Annotated in this window: 16 protein-coding genes; 12 read left to right on the top strand and 4 right to left on the bottom strand. The window is 67.4% G+C overall.

Annotation, left to right across the window (positions count from 1 at the left end; genetic code table 11):
* The first annotated feature begins 314 nt into the window (after positions 1–314).
* The gene (gene putA / locus GGR25_RS12490) at positions 315–4112 is read left to right on the top strand and encodes a trifunctional transcriptional regulator/proline dehydrogenase/L-glutamate gamma-semialdehyde dehydrogenase (protein ID WP_183399109.1); all 3798 of its coding nucleotides are present in this window, start codon (positions 315–317) and stop codon (positions 4110–4112) included.
* Here putA and ccmB read toward each other — a convergent pair.
* Positions 4109–4774 (bottom strand): heme exporter protein CcmB, encoded by a 666-nt coding sequence (gene ccmB / locus GGR25_RS12485; protein WP_183399108.1) that lies wholly within the window; start codon positions 4772–4774, stop codon positions 4109–4111. The two genes, putA and ccmB, sit on opposite strands and share 4 nt — an antisense overlap.
* Positions 4771–5379 carry a heme ABC exporter ATP-binding protein CcmA gene (gene ccmA, locus GGR25_RS12480; RefSeq protein ID WP_183399107.1) on the bottom strand — a complete coding sequence of 203 codons (609 nt, stop codon included), beginning with the start codon at positions 5377–5379 and terminating at the stop codon, positions 4771–4773. The genes ccmB and ccmA overlap by 4 nt, the downstream gene beginning before the upstream one ends.
* 273 nt (positions 5380–5652) lie before the next feature.
* On the opposite strand from ccmA, the gene acnA reads away from it, so the two are divergent.
* Both acnA and GGR25_RS12470 read left to right on the top strand, forming a co-directional pair.
* A complete protein-coding gene (gene acnA / locus GGR25_RS12475) occupies positions 5653–8340 on the top strand; it encodes an aconitate hydratase AcnA (protein ID WP_183399106.1) in 2688 nt (895 codons plus the stop codon).
* Between the two features lie 162 nt (positions 8341–8502).
* Positions 8503–9252, top strand: a complete 750-nt coding sequence (locus GGR25_RS12470; protein ID WP_183399105.1) for a DUF1223 domain-containing protein — start codon at positions 8503–8505, stop codon at positions 9250–9252.
* Positions 9253–9268: 16 nt separating this feature from the next.
* Here GGR25_RS12470 and GGR25_RS25020 read toward each other — a convergent pair whose 3' ends face one another.
* Both GGR25_RS25020 and GGR25_RS24730 read right to left on the bottom strand, forming a co-directional pair.
* A complete protein-coding gene (locus tag GGR25_RS25020) occupies positions 9269–10420 on the bottom strand; it encodes a GTP-binding protein (RefSeq protein ID WP_183399104.1) in 1152 nt (383 codons plus the stop codon).
* Entirely contained in the window at positions 10417–11694 is a 1278-nt protein-coding gene (locus tag GGR25_RS24730; RefSeq protein ID WP_183399103.1) for a serine hydrolase, read from the bottom strand. The genes GGR25_RS25020 and GGR25_RS24730 overlap by 4 nt, the downstream gene beginning before the upstream one ends.
* Positions 11695–11862: 168 nt before the next feature.
* Between GGR25_RS24730 and GGR25_RS12455 the strand changes: the two genes are divergently transcribed.
* The 9 genes from GGR25_RS12455 (at position 11863) to ureG (ending at position 17975) form a co-directional block, all read left to right on the top strand.
* Positions 11863–12738: an urease accessory protein UreD gene (locus tag GGR25_RS12455; RefSeq protein ID WP_210299919.1), complete on the top strand. Its 876-nt coding sequence runs from the start codon at positions 11863–11865 to the stop codon at positions 12736–12738.
* A 27-nt stretch (positions 12739–12765) separates the two neighbouring features.
* Entirely contained in the window at positions 12766–13068 is a 303-nt protein-coding gene (locus GGR25_RS12450) for an urease subunit gamma (protein ID WP_183399102.1), read from the top strand.
* Positions 13069–13076: 8 nt separating this feature from the next.
* Complete coding sequence (locus tag GGR25_RS12445) at positions 13077–13343, top strand: DUF1272 domain-containing protein (protein WP_183399101.1); 267 nt, start codon at positions 13077–13079, stop codon at positions 13341–13343.
* Positions 13344–13364: 21 nt separating this feature from the next.
* Positions 13365–13670 carry an urease subunit beta gene (locus GGR25_RS12440; protein ID WP_183399100.1) on the top strand — a complete coding sequence of 102 codons (306 nt, stop codon included), beginning with the start codon at positions 13365–13367 and terminating at the stop codon, positions 13668–13670.
* Between the two features lie 73 nt (positions 13671–13743).
* Entirely contained in the window at positions 13744–15456 is a 1713-nt protein-coding gene (gene ureC, locus GGR25_RS12435) for an urease subunit alpha (RefSeq protein WP_183399099.1), read from the top strand.
* A 9-nt stretch (positions 15457–15465) separates the two neighbouring features.
* Complete coding sequence (locus GGR25_RS12430) at positions 15466–15954, top strand: DUF29 domain-containing protein (RefSeq protein ID WP_183399098.1); 489 nt, start codon at positions 15466–15468, stop codon at positions 15952–15954.
* Between the two features lies 1 nt (position 15955).
* On the top strand, positions 15956–16621 hold the full coding sequence (locus GGR25_RS12425) for an urease accessory protein UreE (protein ID WP_183399097.1): 666 nt from the start codon (positions 15956–15958) through the stop codon (positions 16619–16621).
* Positions 16621–17352: an urease accessory protein UreF gene (locus GGR25_RS12420; RefSeq protein WP_183399096.1), complete on the top strand. Its 732-nt coding sequence runs from the start codon at positions 16621–16623 to the stop codon at positions 17350–17352. The genes GGR25_RS12425 and GGR25_RS12420 overlap by 1 nt, the downstream gene beginning before the upstream one ends.
* A complete protein-coding gene (ureG, locus tag GGR25_RS12415) occupies positions 17349–17975 on the top strand; it encodes an urease accessory protein UreG (RefSeq protein WP_183399095.1) in 627 nt (208 codons plus the stop codon). The genes GGR25_RS12420 and ureG overlap by 4 nt, the downstream gene beginning before the upstream one ends.
* Positions 17976–18011 lie beyond the last annotated feature (36 nt).

Below are 18011 nucleotides of genomic sequence, written 5' to 3'. Positions count from 1 at the left end.
CGGCACCACCAGGGGTCGCTTATCGCAACACGTTGATCGGATTGGAATTTTCTTGAGCGCCTTGAAAGCGTCAAAATGGCCTGCCCGAAGGCCGCGCGTTCGTTAGCACAGCCTCCGCGCCATCGCAACTCGCCAGCGGCGCCGAAAGTGCCCTGTGGGCGATCGAATTGCCCAGCGGCAGCCCTCTAGGCCCGAAGACACGGATTCGGAGCAACCGGTATCCGCAGCCCATCCTGCCGGGCCGCCGTTCGCGCCAGATCCGGTTGCTCCTTTCGAGACCGAAAGGTATAGCCTTCGCAAACGCGGAGGCGCAGATGGGTTCCACCACGGTTGGCATCAAGGTCGATGACGAGACCAAGGCGCGGCTCAAATCCGCCGCCGACGTGATCGGCAAGTCGCCGCACTGGCTCGCCAAGAAGGGGTTGATGGCCGCCATTGCCGAAGCGGAAGGCGGCGCCGGCGATGCCGCTTATCCCGCCGAACCGGATCGGCCGTTCCTCGCCCTGGCCGGCTCGGTCCGCCCGCAGAGCCCGTTGCGGGCGCGGATCACCGCAGCCGCGCGCCTCCCCGAGACCGACTGCCTGCCGCTTTTGATCAGCGAAGCGACGCTGCCGCCCGCCGTCCGGGCCGATGCCGCGGCGATCGCGCGGGGGCTTGTCGAGCGGCTGCGCGCCAAGGCCGGCAGCGGCCGTGTCGAAGGCCTCATCCGGGAATATGCGCTCTCGACCCAGGAAGGCGTCGCGCTGATGTGCCTCGCCGAGGCGCTGCTGCGCATACCCGACCGCGCGACGCGCGACGCGCTGATCCGCGACAAGATCGCGGCCGGCGACTGGCGCGCCCATGTCGGGCAGAGCCCCTCTCTCTTCGTCAATGCCGCGACCTGGGGCCTCGTCGTCACCGGCAAGCTCACCGGCACCGCCAGCGAATCCGGCCTCTCGACTGCGCTGTCGCGGCTGATCACGCGCGGCGGCGAGGGTGTCATCCGCAAGGGCGTCGAGATCGCCATGCGCCTGATGGGCGAGCAGTTCGTCACCGGCCAGAATATCGGCGAGGCGCTGGCGAATGCCCGGCGTCTGGAGGCGAAGGGCTTCCGCTATTCCTATGACATGCTCGGCGAAGCGGCGATGACCGAGGCCGATGCGGCACGCTATCTCGCCTCCTATGAACAGGCGATCCACGCGATCGGCAAGGCTGCGGGCGGGCGCGGCATCTATGAAGGGCCGGGCATCTCGATCAAGCTCTCGGCGCTGCATCCGCGCTATGCCCGCGCGCAGGTCGAGCGCGTGGCGAGCGAGCTTCTGCCGCGTCTCAAGAGCCTCGCCCTGCTCGCGCGGCGCTATGATATCGGCATCAACATCGACGCCGAGGAGGCGGATCGGCTCGAGCTCTCGCTCGATCTCCTTGAGGCGCTCTGCTTCGATCCGGAGCTTGAGGGCTGGAACGGCATCGGCTTCGTCATCCAGGCCTATGGCAAGCGCTGCCCCTTCGTCATCGACTGGCTGATCGATCTCGGCCGCCGCAGCCGGCACCGGTTGATGGTGCGCCTCGTCAAGGGCGCCTATTGGGACAGCGAGATCAAGCGGGCACAGGAGGGCGGGCTCGAAGACTTCCCGGTCTATACGCGCAAGATCCACACCGATGTGTCCTACATCGCCTGCGCCAAGCGGCTGCTGGCCGCGCCCGACGCGATCTTCCCGCAATTCGCGACCCACAACGCACTGACGCTCGCGACCGTCATGAAGCTGGCCGGGGCGAATTTCTATGCCGGGCAATATGAGTTCCAGTGCCTGCACGGCATGGGCGAGCCGCTCTACGAGGATGTCGTCGGGCCGGACAGGCTGAACCGGCCCTGCCGCATCTACGCACCGGTCGGCACGCACGAGACGCTGCTGGCCTATCTGGTGCGCCGCCTGCTGGAGAACGGTGCCAACACCTCGTTCGTCAACCGGATCTCGGATCCATCGGTGTCGATCGAGGCGCTGATCGCCGATCCGGTCGAGCAGGCGGCCGCGCTCGAGCCCGTCGGCGCGCCGCATCCGGCGATTCGCGCGCCGCGCGCCCTCTATGGCGGGCGGGAGAATTCGCTCGGGCTCGATCTCTCCAGCGAGCAGACGCTGGCCTCCCTTGCTGCGACGCTGGTCGGCGAATCGGGCCGGCGCTGGCGGGCGGCGCCGATGGTCGGCGGCGAGATTCTCGGCGGCGAGGGCGCGGCGATCCGCAATCCCGCCGATGCGCGCGACGTCGTGGGAACGGTCGTCGCGTCGGATGCGGCCTCCGTTGCGCTGGCCTTCGACCACGCCGAGGCGATTGCGCCGATCTGGGCCGCCACACCGGCTTCGGAGCGTGCGGCGATCCTGCGCCGCGGCGCCGACCGGATCGAGGCGGCGATGCCGTCGCTGATCGGCCTTCTGGTGCGCGAGGCCGGCAAGACGATCCCGAATGCGGTGTCGGAAGTGCGCGAGACCGTCGATTTCCTGCGCTTCTATGCCGATGAAGCCGAGCGCAGCTGTGCCCATCGCCGCCCGCTCGGGCCTATCGTCTGCATCAGCCCGTGGAATTTCCCGCTCGCCATCTTCACCGGCCAGATCGCGGCGGCGCTCGCCGCCGGCAATCCGGTGCTGGCCAAGCCCGCCGAGGAGACGCCGCTGGTCGCCGCGGAGGCCGTGCGGATCCTGCGCCAGGCCGGGGTGCCGCCGGCGGCGCTGCAGCTTCTGCCGGGCGCCGGCGACACCGGCGCGGCGCTCGTCGCCGATCCGCGGACGCGCGCCGTCATGTTCACCGGCTCGACGGAGGTCGCCAAGCTGATCGAGGCAAGCCTCGCCGGCCGGCTGACGCCGGAGGGTCGTGGCGTGCCGCTGATCGCCGAGACCGGCGGCCAGAACGTCATGATCGTCGATTCCTCAGCGTTGGCCGAACAGGTGACGGCCGACGTGATCCAGTCCGCCTTCGACAGCGCCGGCCAGCGCTGCTCGGCGCTGCGCATTCTCTGCATCCAGGAGGATGTCGCGGACCGCACCATCGCCATGCTCAAGGGCGCGATGGCGGAACTTGCGATCGGCCGGCCGGATCGCCTATCGACCGATGTCTGCCCCGTGATCCGCGCCGAGGCGCGCGACAAGCTGCTCGCCCATGTCGGCGCCATGGCGGAACGTGGTTTCGCGGTCCATGCGCTGGACCTGCCGGCCGAGGCCGAATCCGGCACTTTCATGCCGCCGACGCTGATCGAGATCGGCTCCATTGCGGATGTCGACCACGAGGTGTTCGGCCCGGTTCTCCATATCCTGCGCTTTGCCCGCAGCGACCTGCCGGCGCTGCTCGATGATGTGAATGCGACCGGCTACGGGCTGACCTTCGGCATCCACACCCGCATCGACGAGACCATCGCGGCCACTACGCGCGCGATCCACGCCGGCAATATCTATGTGAACCGCAACATGATCGGCGCGGTGGTCGGCGTGCAGCCCTTCGGCGGCAACGGGCTTTCGGGCACCGGTCCTAAGGCGGGCGGCCCGCTCTATCTGCTGCGCCTGTCGCTTCCGGAGCCGGCCGCGGAGACCGGCGAGACGCCCGCCCTGCCCCCGGCGCTCGCGGCGCATCTTGACTGGCTCGAGGGGAACGGCAAAGCCGCGCTCGCCGCGCTTGCGCTCGACCAACTGCGGGCTGCCCCGCCGCTGGCACCCCGCGAACTCGCGGGACCGGTCGGCGAGCGCGACGAATATCGCACCCGCCCGCGCGGCCGCATCCGCATCGAAGCCGAAACCGAGACGGGGCTTCATCTCGCGATCGCGGCGGTGCTCGCGACCGGCAACCGCTTCGTGGTCGACGACGAACCGGTCGTCGCGGCCCTGCCGGAACCGGTGCGCGCGGCCTTCGACCGGGATGGCGACGACGTCGCGGCGGTGCTGTTCGAGGGCGGCGGCGACGCACTGCTTCGCCTGCGCACCGCACTTGTCGGCCAGAACGGGCCGATCGTTCCGGTCCATGCCGTCTCGCCCGAAGGCCTCGCGGCGGGACGTGAGGTGTTCCCGCTCGAAATGCTCGTCGAGGAGGTCTCGATCAGCACCAACACGGCGGCGGCTGGCGGCAATGCCAGCCTGATGACGATCGGCTAGTCGAGCGCCGCCCGGAGCGCCGCTGCGGCGGCGATCGGGGCGAGGACGAGCGAGGCGAGCGACAGCGCTGCGAGGATCATGAGCGGCGTTCCGGCCCCGCCCGATCCGAGCGCGCCGGACACCGTGCCGACGCCGAAGATCAGCACGGGGATGGTGAAGGGCAGCACGAGCACGGCCACGACGAGGCCGCCGCGCCGCATTGCGGTGATCAGCGCCGCGCCGATCGTGCCGATCAGCGTCAAGGCCGGCGTTCCGAGCAGCAGCGTCAGCGCGACGAGACCGATAGCGTTCGCATTGAGGCCGAGGATCAGGCCGAAGACCGGCGTGCCGATGACCAATGGCAGGCCCGTCGCCAGCCAGTGGCCGATCGCCTTGGCGAGCACGACCAGTTCGAGCGGCATCCCCGACAGGATCAGATGGTCGAGCGAGCCGTCGTCGCGATCGTCCTGAAACAGGCGGTCGAGCCCGAGCAGGGTCGCGAGCAACGCCGCGATCCACAGCATCGCCGGCCCGATGCGTGCGAGCAGCGGCATATCCGGACCGACGCCGAACGGCACCACCGCGACCACCGAGAGAAAGAAGACGAGCCCGCTATAGGCGCCGCCACCGGCGCGGAGCGAAAGACGGGCCGTACGTCCGGCGAGGGCGAGAAAGAGGCTCATGCGATGCCGCCCGCGCCGAGCCGGAGGACCGTGGCCGCCTCGATCGGCAAGGGCCTGTGCGTCGCCACGATCGCCGAGCCACCGGACGCCAGATGCTGGCCGAGCAGCGCGCCGAACACCTGCTCCGCCTCGGTGTCGAGCGCGGAGGTCGGCTCGTCGAGCAGCCAGATCGGGCGGCGCACCAGCAGGAGCCGCGCGAAGCCGACGCGTCGCCTCTGTCCCGCCGAGAGATAGGCAGCCGGCAGATCGGCGAGCGCATCGAGGCCGATGCGCGCCAGCGCCTCCTCGACGGCGAGCCCCGGCGCGCCGGCGACACGGGTCCAGAGCCCGAGATTGTCGGCGACGGAGAGCGAGGGCTTCAAGGCGTCGAGATGACCGAAATAGTGGCAGGCTTCGGCCATCGGCGGCTCGTCGGGAACGAGGCGGATCGCGCCCTCGGATCGCGGCAGCAGGCCGGCCACGGCGCGCAGCAGCGTTGATTTGCCCGCGCCGTTGAGCCCCGTGAGGACGATGAGTTCCCCGGCCCGCAGCACGAACGACACGTCGCTCAGGATCAGCCTCCCACCGCGTTCGACGGCGAGATCCGAGACGTCCAGCTGTGTCACCGGGCCTCCGTCGGGTGGGAGCGGCCTCTCGCCGCAGTCTCGAAAGGTTCCAGCTGCAGCGAGTTTCCTTGTTCTGGCTTCTCCTTACGAAATTCACTATAAGGCCTGCAACCCGGCGCTTGCTGCGTCGCGGCAAGACCTGTGTCACTACCGAGGTCAGACCCGAGCGGTGCGCTTCCGTGGTCTTCCCTCAGGTTGCCCGACCGGGTCGGGCACGCTTCGTGCATCGACTTCGGCCAGGCGTTACGCGACCGAACCGAGGACGACTCTATCGTGAGCAACGAGCATCCAGACAGCTTCAAGTCCCGCAAGACCCTCGAGGTCGGCGACCAGAGCTACGTCTATTTCAGCCTTCCGGACGCCGAGAAGAACGGCCTGCCGGGCATCGGCAATCTGCCGTTCTCCCTGAAGGTGCTGCTCGAGAACCTGCTGCGCAACGAAGACGGGCGCACGGTCACGGCCGACGACATTCGCGCGATCGCCGAATGGCTCGTCACCAAGAAGAGCGACCGCGAGATCGCCTTCCGCCCCGCCCGCGTGCTGATGCAGGACTTCACCGGCGTCCCCGCCGTGGTCGACCTCGCCGCGATGCGCGACGCGATGGTGGCGCTCGGCGGCGATCCGCAGAAGATCAACCCGCTCGTTCCGGTCGACCTTGTGATCGACCATTCCGTCGTCGTCGATTTCTTCGGCAATGCCTCGGCGTTCAAGCAGAATGTCGACCGCGAATATGAGCAGAACCAGGAGCGCTATCGCTTCCTGAAGTGGGGCCAGTCGGCCTTTTCGAACTTCCGCGTCGTGCCGCCGGGCACCGGCATCTGCCACCAGGTGAACCTCGAATATCTGGCGCAGACGGTCTGGACCAAGAGCGAGGACGGCGTCGAGATCGCCTATCCCGACACGCTCGTCGGCACCGACAGCCATACGACGATGGTCAACGGCCTCGGCGTGCTCGGCTGGGGCGTCGGCGGCATCGAGGCCGAGGCGGCCATGCTCGGCCAGCCCATCTCGATGCTGGTTCCCGAGGTCATCGGCTTCAAGCTGACCGGCGCGCTGAAGGAAGGCATCACGGCGACCGACCTCGTGCTGACGGTCACGCAGATGCTGCGCAAGAAGGGCGTGGTCGGCAAGTTCGTCGAGTTCTATGGCGACGGCCTCAACCATCTCTCGCTCGCCGACCGCGCGACGATCGCCAATATGGCGCCCGAATATGGCGCGACCTGCGGGTTCTTCCCGGTCGATTCCGAGACGATCGACTATCTCGTCGAAACCGGCCGCGCCGACCAGCGCGTCGCGCTCGTCGAGAAGTATTCGCAGGCCCAGGGCCTGTGGCGGAACGAGTCGACGCTCGATCCGGTCTTCACCGACACGCTCGAGCTCGACATCGGCTCGGTCCTGCCCTCGCTGGCCGGCCCGAAGCGCCCGCAGGACCGCGTCCTGCTCACCGACGCCAAGAGCGGCTTCCAGGCCGCTCTCGAGGGCGAATTCAAGAAGCCGGGCGAGGCGGCGAAGCGCGCTGCCGTCGCCGGCACGGATTTCGACCTCGGCCATGGCGACGTGACGATCGCCGCGATCACGTCCTGCACCAACACCTCCAACCCGTCGGTGCTGATCGGCGCGGGCCTCCTCGCCCGCAACGCGGTCGCCAAGGGCCTGAAGACCAAGCCCTGGGTCAAGACTTCGCTCGCACCCGGAAGCCAGGTGGTCGAGGAGTACCTCACCAAGTCGGGCCTGCAGAAGGATCTCGACAAGCTCGGCTTCAATCTCGTCGGCTTCGGCTGCACGACCTGCATCGGGAATTCGGGCCCGCTGCCGCCGGATATCTCGCGCACGATCAACGAGCATGATCTGGTCGCGGCTGCGGTGCTCTCGGGCAATCGCAATTTCGAGGGCCGCGTCAATCCCGACGTGAAGGCGAACTATCTCGCCTCGCCGCCGCTCGTCGTCGCCTATGCGCTCGCCGGTTCGCTGCAGGTCGACCTGACGAGCGAGCCGCTCGGCACGGGCAGCGACGGCCAGCCGGTCTATCTCAAGGACATCTGGCCGTCCTCGCAGGAGATCGCCAAGTTCATCGCCGAGAACATCACCCAGGCGATGTTCAAGTCGAAATATGCCGACGTGTTCAAGGGCGACGCCAACTGGCAGAAGATCCAGGCGCCGAAGGGCGACACCTATGCCTGGGACAACCAGTCGACCTATGTGCAGAACCCGCCCTATTTCGTCGGCATGGGCCGCAAGCCGGGCGACGTCACCGACGTCGTGAACGCACGCGTTCTCGGCCTCTTCCTCGATTCGATCACCACGGACCACATCTCGCCGGCCGGCTCGATCAAGCCGGCCTCGCCGGCGGGCAAGTACCTGACCGACAACGGCGTCGCGGTGATCGACTTCAACCAGTACGGCACGCGGCGCGGCAATCACGAAGTGATGATGCGCGGCACCTTCGCCAATATCCGCATCAAGAACCAGATGCTGGGCGGCAAGGAAGGCGGCTTCACCATCCATTATCCGGATGCCGTCGAGATGCCGATCTATGACGCGGCCATGAAGTACAAGGCCGAGGGCGTTCCGCTGGTGATCTTCGCCGGCAAGGAATACGGCACCGGGTCGTCGCGCGACTGGGCCGCCAAGGGCACCAATTTGCTCGGCGTGCGCGCCGTGGTCGCTCAGTCCTTCGAGCGCATCCACCGCTCGAACCTCGTCGGCATGGGCATCGTCCCGCTCGTCTTCGAGGAGGGCACCTCCTGGCAGACGCTCGGCCTCAAGGGCGACGAGACGGTCACGATCCGCGGGATCGCCGGCGATCTCAAGCCGCGCCAGATGCTCGACGCCGAGATCACCTTTGCCGACGGCTCCAAGAAGGTGGTTCCGCTGCTCTGCCGCATCGATACGCTGGACGAGCTCGACTACTTCAAGAATGGCGGCATCCTGCAATACGTGCTGCGCAATCTGGTCGCCTGAGGCGGCAAGCAACAAGGGGGCGGCACCTGGAAGGGTGCCGCCCTTTCCTTTTCCGGCGCGGTCACCCGGAATTGACTGGTACGCGATCGGCTGGAAACCTTATCAAGCTGCATCGAAGCCGGCCGCCTTGGACCGGCGCACCCATTGGACCGGCCCAACGCCATGCTGAGCCACAAGCCCGCTCTCGCCGCAGCCCTGATCTGCACCGCTCTCGCCTCGAGCGCGGCGGCGGCTGAGCGGCAGATCGGTGCGGTCATCGAGCTGTTCACCAGCCAGGGCTGCTCCTCCTGCCCGCCGGCGGACGAGCTGCTCGAGGAATATGCCAAGCGGCCCGACGTGGTGGCGCTGTCCTATTCGGTCGACTATTGGGACTATCAAGGCTGGAAGGACACACTCGCCAGCCACGAGTTCACCGATCGCCAGAAGGCCTATGCCGCCGCGCGCGGCGACCGTCAGGTCTATACGCCCCAGGTCGTCGTCAACGGGCAGCTGCCCGCGATCGGCAGCAACGACAAGGCCATCAAGGAAGCGATCGAGCACAGCGCCAAGCCGTTCGTGCCGATCGACGTGTCGATGAATGGCGACGCCGTCAGCGTCTCGGTCGGCAAGGTCGAGGGCTGGGCCGATCGCAAGGCGACACTCTGGCTGGTGCTCTATGACCGCCATGCCCAGGTCCCGATCGGGCGCGGCGAGAACAGCAACAAGACCCTCGACTATTACAACGCCGTGCGGCGCATGCAGCCCGTCGCCATGTGGCGCGGCGAGCCGATCAAGGTCGACCTGCCGATGAGCAAATATCATCAGGGCGACGCGGATGGCTGCGCGCTGATCCTGCAGGAAGAAAGCCCCGGCGGCGTTGCCGGCCCGATCATCGGTGCGGCCCGCATCGAAAGCCCGGCCGGCAGCTGGTAAGTCCGCCTCGGGCGACTCAGAACCGTCCGCCGAAGCCGGGGATCGCGAGGGGATTGGCCGCCGCAACTTCGAGATCGGCCCGATCCGTCGCCGGGATGCCCGCGAACTCATCGGCAAGCCGGTCCGATTCCGCGTCGCTCATGTCCTGCACGATGAAGACGAGCACTGACCGCCGGTCGCCGGACGGCCAGTCCGGAAGACGCGCCGGCGGGTGAAACAGCTTCTGCGCCGCCTGGACCACGAGCGGCCGGCTCGGATCCTCGGTGGTCGCGACGATGCCCTTGATGCGCAGCAGCTGTTCGCCATGGGCCCGCAGGACGCGGCCGAGGAAATCCTCCAGCGCATGGATCCCGATCGGCGCGGCGCGACGGAGCACGAAGCTGCGGATGCGCGCATCGTGCCGGCTCACATCATGGTGGTGATGCGATCCGTGGTGATGGTGTCCGCCGTGATCATCATGGTGGTGATCGTGGTGATGATCGTGGCCGTCATCGGTCCCGGCCGACAGCCAGAGCGCGACGTCGTCGATCTTGCCCTCCGTCGAGAAGGGTGAGACCCCGAACAGGCGACCCGCTTCCGCCTCGCCCTTCGCGGGGTCGAGGATGGGCGCGATCGGGTTAAGCACGCGGGCCGCGGCGATGGTCGCTGCGGGATCGGCGATGTCCGTTTTGGTCAGCACGATCCGGTCGGCGACGGCGACCTGCCGCGCGGCCTCGGCATGGCTGGCGAGCGTCGCGGCGCCATTCGCGGCGTCGAGCACCGTGATGACCCCGTCGAGCAGATAGCGGATCGACAGATAGGGATGCAGCAGAACGCTCTGCAGCACCGGCGCGGGATCCGCGAGGCCGGTCGTCTCGATCACCACGCGGTCGAGCCGCTCGATGCGGTGATTGTCGAGCGCGCGCAGCAGGTTCTCCAGCGTCGTCACCAGCTCGCCGCGGATGGTGCAGCAGAGGCACCCCGAGGAGAGCTCGACGATCCCCTCATCCGCCTGGCCGACGAGGAGCTGATCGAGACCGACCTCGCCGAACTCGTTCACGATCACGGCCGTACCGGCGAGCGCGGGATCGCTCAGAAGCCGGTTGAGCAGCGTGGTCTTGCCCGAACCGAGGAAGCCCGTGACCACGGAAAGGGGAATGGGCGGACGCCGGCCGCCGGCGCCGCTCACTGCGTCGCCGGTGCCGGCACATCCGGCAGAGGCGCGATATCGGTCGAATCGAAGGGAACGCCGACCTCGATCTTCGACGACGGCTTCGCCGCCTTCTTCGTCGCGGATTTCGGCGGGCTGTCGACGAGCGTCGGCGCGGGCGCTTCCTGCGAGGCCGTCGCATCGGGCGAGGCCTTCTTCTTGACGACCTTCTTCTTGGCAGGCTTGGCCGGAGCGGCCGGCTTGTCGGTTGGATCGACGCCCGCCGCCTTGATGTCGCCGGAAGGCGTACGCATGCCGAGCGTCGTCACCACGACGGGCTCCATCAGCTTGAAGCGCGGCTCGAGTGCGCTCGCGACCGGGCCGCCGGCATTCTCGGCATCGGCCTCGTTCTCGCCCTTGTTGCGCTTGCCGCAGACGTCATCGCGCATGTCGATCGCATAGGGCACCGGCGAGGAGCCGCGGAAACTCGCCAGCGTCGGGCGCGGCGTCAGGGAAATCGGCTTCGAGAAGCCGTCGTTCAGCAGGCGCGCCGTCAGCTCCGCCCGGTCCTTGGAGCTGTCGGAGCCGAGTACCACGGCGACGAGGGTCCGGCCGTTGCGCTTGGCCACGGCGACGATGTTGAAGCCGGAGGAGCAGATGAACCCGGTCTTGAGGCCGAGCGTCCCCGTATAGCGCTCCAGCAGGTTGTTCGCCGATTTCAGCACGCGCTTGCCGGACTTGATGGCGCTGATCTGGAAGACCGGGCGCTGCTGCGGAAACTCCGTCCAGAGCGCGCGAGCGAGCACGGCGAGGTCGCGCGCCGTCGTCGCCTGACCCGGCCCCGGCAAGCCGTTCGGATTGACGAAATGCGTCGAGGTCATGCCGAGGCGCGCGGCTTCGGCGTTCATCATGTCGACGTAGTTCTGCTCGGTGCCGCCGATCGTCTGCGCGACGGCGACGGCGATATCGTTCGAGGAATGGACGAGCATCATCTTGAGGGCGTTGTCGAGATCGATCACGGTCCCGACCTTGAAGCCCATCTTGCTCGGCGGCTCGGCCAGCGCCTCTGGCGTGACCACCACCTCGGTCTGCAGCGTCACACGCCCCTCGCGCAGCGCCTTGAACACCACATAGGCATTCATCAACTTCGTGACCGAAGCCGGATACCAGAGCTGGTGCGCGTTGCGTTCGGCGAGGACCTTGCCGCTGTCCATATCGGCGACGAGATAGGGCGTTTCCACCGCTGCCGCCGCGCCGGCTGTGAGGATGAGGGCGAAGAAGGTCGCGATGAGCTGGGCGATCGGCCGCGTCACGGGTCTGTCCTGGAGTTCCGGTCCACGCTGGGATTTGGGTCCGCGAGAGGCATGCAGCATGCCGTCGATGCTGTGCGAACCATAACCAACGGTCGCCGCTTTGGCAAAGCGACACACCTGCCACCTGTGCTCAACATGGACGGCGTCGCGCTTTACAAGGGCGAGGGCATGACCGATCCTGCCGCCATGCTCGATCTTCCGATGCCTGCCATGGCGCACGCGCCCGCCGAATCGCCGCCGCGCCTGCAGCGCGCCCAGGGCCATGCCCGCATCGCCTTTCGCCGCGTCGAGGAGCGCACGCGGCTGCTGGAATTCTACCAGCAGGGCTGCTGCAAGGTGCGCCTGCCGCGCCCCGAACCGGGCCGCCCGGTCGAGGCCGTCCTGCTCAATACCTCGGGCGGGATCACGGGCGGCGACCGGCTCGAATACGAAATCGCCGTCGGTGCGGGTGCCGAGCTGGTGGTGACGACCCAGGCCGCGGAGCGGATCTATCGCAGCCCGGCCGGCCCCGGCTTCGTCATCAATCGCCTGAACGTCGCGGCGGGCGGATCGCTGGACTGGCTGCCGCAGGAGACGATCCTGTTCGACCGCTGCGGGTTGGATCGTCGCCTAGAGGTCGACCTTGCCGGCGATGCGACGGCGCTCCTCGCCGAGACGATCGTGTTCGGCCGCGGCGCCATGGGCGAAGCGGTCCGCACGCTTGAGCTGACGGACCGCTGGCGCGTGCGGCGCGACGGCGCCCTCGTCTTTGCCGACGGCATCGTCGTGAACGGCGACGCAACCGCGATCCTCGCCGGTGGCGCAACGGCGTCGGCGGCGACGGCGATCGGCAGCCTCGTCTTCGTGGCGCCGGATGCACCTCGGCGCCTCGATGAGGTCCGCGCGGTGCTCGGCGAATGTGCAGGCGAGACCGGTGCCAGCGCTTGGCCGGGCCTTCTGAATGTGCGATTTGTTGCAGCGTCGAGCCAGATCCTGAGAGCGGATCTGCGGCGGGTCGCCGAAGCGCTCAGACGCCGTCCACTGCCGCGTGTCTGGCACTGCTGAGAACCGAGAATTGGGAGACGGACTTCGATGAATCTGACGCCGAGGGAAAAGGACAAGCTGCTGATCTCCATGGCAGCGATGGTCGCCCGCCGGCGGCTGGAGCGCGGGGTCAAGCTCAACCATCCGGAGGCGATCGCGCTGATCACTGACTACGTCGTGGAGGGCGCACGTGACGGGCGGACCGTCGCCGACCTCATGGAGGCCGGCGCGCATGTCATCTCGCGCAGCCAGGTCATGGACGGCATCGCCGAGATGATCCACGACGTCCAGGTCGAGGCGACCTTCCCGGACGGCACCAAGCTCGTCACGGTTCACGAGCCCATCCGCTAGGGCACACCATGCTGGAGCTGCGTCCCAACTGCGAATGCTGCGACCGGGATCTGCCGCCGGACAGCGTCGACGCGCTCATCTGCACCTTCGAATGCACCTTCTGCGCCGACTGTGCGCGCACGGTCTTCAACGGCCGCTGCCCCAATTGCGGCGGCAACCTGGTTGCCCGGCCCATCAGGCCGGCCGAGAAGCTCATCCGCAATCCCGCCTCCATGGTGCGCGTGCTGCGGGACGGCGACTGCCTATCCCGGCGCGTATCGCCGGGCGCTCCGTGAATCCGAGAGGACGACAGCACCATGATTCCAGGCGAGATCATCACGGCGCATGAGGACATCGAGCTTAATGCCGGCGCGCCGACCGTGACGCTCGAGGTTGCCAACACCGGCGACCGTCCGGTGCAGATCGGCAGCCACTATCATTTCTTCGAGACGAACAACGCCCTCGCCTTCGACCGCGAGAAGGCGCGCGGCATGCGCCTCGATATCGCTGCCGGCACGGCGGTGCGCTTCGAACCCGGCCAGACCCGCACGGTCACGCTCGTCCCCTTCGGCGGCAGCCGCGTGGTCTACGGCTTCCAGCAGAAGATCATGGGCGCGCTCTAGGCGCTGCGAACGGGCCATGTCCCGCGGCTCGGCATAACGATAACGGGCCGAAGGGCCTTTCGGAGACGGATCGATGTCCTTCAAGATTTCCCGCCACGCCTATGCCCACATGTTCGGCCCGACCGTCGGCGACAAGGTGCGCCTCGCCGATACGGACCTGATCATCGAGGTGGAGAAGGACTTCACGACCTATGGCGAGGAGGTGAAGTTCGGCGGCGGCAAGGTGATCCGCGACGGCATGGGCCAGAGTCAGGTGACGCGCGCTGGCGGCGCGGTCGACACCGTGATCACCAACGCGCTGATCCTCGACCACTGGGGCATCGTGAAGGCCGATATCGGCCTCAAGGACGGGCGCATCGTCGCCATCGGCAAGTCGGGCAATCCGGATACGCAGAACGGCGTCACGATCATCGTCGGCCCGGGCACCGAGGTGATCGCCGGCGAAGGCAAGATCATCACGGCCGGCGGCATCGACTCGCACATCCATTTCATCGCGCCGCAGCAGATCGAGGAGGCGCTGATGTCCGGCGTCACCACCTTCGTCGGTGGCGGCACCGGTCCGGCCCATGGCACGCTGGCGACGACCTGCACGCCCGGCCCGTGGCACATCGCCCGCATGATCCAGTCGCTGGACGCCTTCCCGATCAATGTCGCGGTGGCCGGCAAGGGCAATGCCTCGCGCCCCGAGGCACTGGTCGAGATGATCGAGGCCGGTGCCTCCTGCCTCAAACTGCATGAGGACTGGGGCACCACACCGGCGGCGATCGACTGCTGCCTCTCGGTCGCCGACGATTATGACGTGCAGGTGATGATCCACACCGACACGCTGAACGAGAGCGGATTCGTCGAGGACACGATCGCGGCAATGAAGGGCCGCACGATCCACGCCTTCCATACCGAGGGTGCGGGCGGCGGCCATGCGCCGGACATCATCCGCGTCGTCGGCCTGCCGAACGTCATCCCCTCCTCGACCAATCCGACGCGGCCCTACACGCGCAACACGCTCGAGGAACACCTCGACATGTTGATGGTCTGCCACCACCTCGACAATTCGATCCCCGAGGACATTGCCTTCGCCGAGAGCCGCATCCGCAAGGAGACGATCGCGGCCGAGGATATCCTGCACGATCTCGGCGCGTTCTCGATCATCTCTTCCGACAGCCAGGCCATGGGCCGCGTCGGCGAGGTGCCGCTCAGGACCTGGCAGACCGCGCACAAGATGCGCGTGCAGCGCGGGCGCCTGACGCAGGAGAGCGGCGACAACGACAATTTCCGCGCCAAGCGCTATGTCGCGAAATACACGATCAACCCGGCGATCGCGCACGGACTCTCGAAGGAGATCGGCTCGATCGAGATCGGCAAGCGCGCCGACATCGTGATCTGGTCTCCGGCCTTCTTCGGCGTGAAGCCGGACATGGTCCTGGTCGGCGGCACCATCGCCGCGGCGCCGATGGGCGATCTGAACGCCTCGATCCCGACGCCGCAGCCCGTGCATTACCGCCCGATGTGGGGCGCCTTCGGCAAGGCACTGACCAATTCCTCCGTGACCTTCGTCTCGCAGGCGGCGATCGACAATGGCCTCAGGGAGCGGATCGGCGTCGACAAGACGCTGGTCGCCGTGGAGAACACGCGCGGCGGCATCGGCAAGCACTCGATGATCCACAACAGCGCGACGCCGAACATCACGGTCGACCCGGAGACCTACGAGGTGCGCGCGGACGGCGAACTCTTGACCTGCGAGCCGGCCTCAGAGCTGCCGATGGCGCAGAGGTACTTCCTGTTCTAGGTTGAGGACATGAGCACCAAAACCACCACGCGTCCGTCGACCAGCTATGACGACGATTTCTATGCCTGGACGCAGGATCAGGCGGAGAAGCTGCGTGCCCGACGCCACAACGAGATCGACTGGGACAACCTGGCCGAGGAGATCGAGAGCGTGGGCAGGTCGCAGAAGTCGGAAATTCGAAATCGCCTGCGTGTCCTGCTACAGCACCTGCTCAAGTGGCATTTCCAGCCCGAGCTTCGATGCCACTCATGGCAATCGACGATCAGTGAGCAGCGTGTGCATATTGAGGGCGTGATCGAGGACAGCCCCAGTCTATCTGCTTTTCCAGAAGACGCCTTGGACTGGGCCTATCGTGGCGCCATACGCAAGGCCGCGGAAGAGACGAAACTCGCTCAGGACATATTCCCGACGGCGTGCCCCTACACGATCGAGCAAATCCTCGCTTATGATTTCATGCCTGGCCGGCCGTGGCATCCAGACGATCTGATCGGAGACTAGCTTGATCCGCGCTCTCTCCGTCTATCCCGCCGGCCTCTGGTCCAAGGCGCCTGCCGACGCCGTCGTGCTCGATTTCGACGCGCGGCACCGGCGCCGGATCGCCATGACCGCGAAGGGCGGGACCGAATTCCTGCTCGACCTGCCCGAGGCCGTGGCGCTGAAGCAGGGTGACGGGCTGCTGCTCGAGGACGGGCGCATCATTGCGGTCGAGGCGGCGCCCGAGGCGCTGGTCGAGGTGACAGCCAAGGATGGGGCGCATCTGCTGCGCCTCGCCTGGCACCTCGGCAACCGGCACCTGCCGACCGAACTGCTGGGCGACCGCCTGCGCATCCGCCGTGATCACGTGATCGAGGACATGCTCGTCCAGCTCGGCGCCTATGTCGTGCCCGTCGACGCCCCCTTCCATCCCGAAGGCGGCGCCTATGGTCACGGCCGCGTCCACGGCCATGACGATCACGACCATGAGCACGAACACGCTCACGACGCGCACGATCACCACGGCCACGCCCATCATGACCATGACGACCATGCGCATGCCCATGAGCATCATCACGGCAGCCATGAGCACGGGCATGATCACGCCCACGCCCATGATCACCATGACCACGACCATCATCACGGCCATGCGCATGACCATCATGGTCATCGCGGCCACGGACATGATTGATGGGAAGCGCTGACGGCGGCGGTCCCGACATGACGGTGACCGGTCTCGATTTCGCCGGGCTGCATCGTCTGCTGGCCTGGCTGTCCCCCTCCTTTCCGGTCGGCTCCTTCTCCTATTCGCATGGGCTCGAATGGGCGATCGAAGACGGGACGGTGCGCACCGCGGCCGATCTCGCTGCCTGGGTCGCCGCGATCCTGGAACATGGCGCCGGACGGTCGGATGCGATCCTGTTCGCGCATGGCTACCGTGCCGCGGCGGCCGGCCGGATCGACGAGCTCGCCGAAATCGCGGAGCTTGCCACCGCCTTCCAGCCGAGCGCCGAGCGGCGGCTCGAATCGCTGGCGCAGGGCCGGGCCTTCCTCCTCGCCGTCCGCGCCGCCTGGGCGGATCCCGCGCTCGAAACGACCGCCGAGGCGATCCTCGGCGAGGACGGCGCGCCGTTCTCGCTCGCCGTCGCCATCACCGCGGCGACGCATCGCGTCGCGGAGGCCCCGGCGCTGCACGCCTATCTGCATGCCTTCTCGGCCAATATCGTCTCGGCGGGACTGCGCGCCGTGCCGCTCGGCCAGACCGACGGCCAGCGCATCATCGCCGCGCTCGGACCGACGATCGGGGCTGTCGTGCGCGCGACGCAGGATCTGCCGCTCGACGCGCTCGGCGGCGCCGCGTTCCGCGCCGATATCGCCAGCATGAAGCACGAAACCCAGTATACGAGGCTTTTCCGGTCATGACCCGCTCTTCGAACGGCCCTCTCCGCGTCGGCGTCGGCGGACCCGTCGGTTCCGGCAAGACGGCGCTGATGGACGCGCTCTGCAAGCGGCTGCGCGAGCACTACGACATCGCCGCCATCACCAACGACATCTACACCAAGGAAGACGCTGAGTTCCTGACGCGCTCCGGCGCGCTCTCGCCCGACCGCATTCTCGGCGTCGAGACCGGCGGCTGCCCGCATACAGCGATCCGCGAGGATGCCTCGATCAACCTCGCCGCCGTCGCCGATCTCAATCGCCGCTTCCCGATGCTCGACGTGATCCTGATCGAATCGGGCGGCGACAATCTCGCGGCGACCTTCTCGCCCGAGCTTGCCGACATCACAATCTACGTCATCGACGTCTCGGCCGGCGACAAGATCCCGCGCAAGGGCGGGCCGGGCATCACGCGCTCCGACCTCCTCGTCATCAACAAGATCGATCTCGCCCCCATGGTCGGTGCGTCGCTCGAGGTGATGGACCGCGACTCGAAGCGCATGCGCGGCACGCGGCCCTTCGTCTTCACCAATGTCCGCGCCGGGCACAATGTGGACGACGTCGTCGCCTTCATCGAGCGGGCCGGCGGACTCAAAGCGGCGGCGTGATTTTCTGCTGCAGTGCAGCTAGACTTGTTCTTTGTA

The sequence above is a fragment of the Kaistia hirudinis genome (genome assembly GCF_014196455.1).
GTDB lineage: Bacteria > Pseudomonadota > Alphaproteobacteria > Rhizobiales > Kaistiaceae > Kaistia > Kaistia hirudinis.
Note: the sequence above shows the minus strand (reverse complement) of the source record. Positions and strands in the feature narration are given on the sequence as shown.

Excerpts from the sequence above, each read along its gene's own strand:
- GGR25_RS12420 (WP_183399096.1), top strand. The coding sequence starts at position 16,621 with ATGGGAAGCGCTGACGGCGGCGGTCCCGACATGACGGTGACCGGTCTC.
- ccmB (WP_183399108.1), bottom strand. The coding sequence starts at position 4,774 with ATGAGCCTCTTTCTCGCCCTCGCCGGACGTACGGCCCGTCTTTCGCTC.
- ureC (WP_183399099.1), top strand. The coding sequence starts at position 13,744 with ATGTCCTTCAAGATTTCCCGCCACGCCTATGCCCACATGTTCGGCCCG.
- GGR25_RS12470 (WP_183399105.1), top strand. The coding sequence starts at position 8,503 with ATGCTGAGCCACAAGCCCGCTCTCGCCGCAGCCCTGATCTGCACCGCT.
- GGR25_RS12455 (WP_210299919.1), top strand. The coding sequence starts at position 11,863 with ATGACCGATCCTGCCGCCATGCTCGATCTTCCGATGCCTGCCATGGCG.
- GGR25_RS12430 (WP_183399098.1), top strand. The coding sequence starts at position 15,466 with ATGAGCACCAAAACCACCACGCGTCCGTCGACCAGCTATGACGACGAT.
- GGR25_RS12450 (WP_183399102.1), top strand. The coding sequence starts at position 12,766 with ATGAATCTGACGCCGAGGGAAAAGGACAAGCTGCTGATCTCCATGGCA.
- ureG (WP_183399095.1), top strand. The coding sequence starts at position 17,349 with ATGACCCGCTCTTCGAACGGCCCTCTCCGCGTCGGCGTCGGCGGACCC.
- GGR25_RS12445 (WP_183399101.1), top strand. The coding sequence starts at position 13,077 with ATGCTGGAGCTGCGTCCCAACTGCGAATGCTGCGACCGGGATCTGCCG.
- putA (WP_183399109.1), top strand. The coding sequence starts at position 315 with ATGGGTTCCACCACGGTTGGCATCAAGGTCGATGACGAGACCAAGGCG.
- GGR25_RS12440 (WP_183399100.1), top strand. The coding sequence starts at position 13,365 with ATGATTCCAGGCGAGATCATCACGGCGCATGAGGACATCGAGCTTAAT.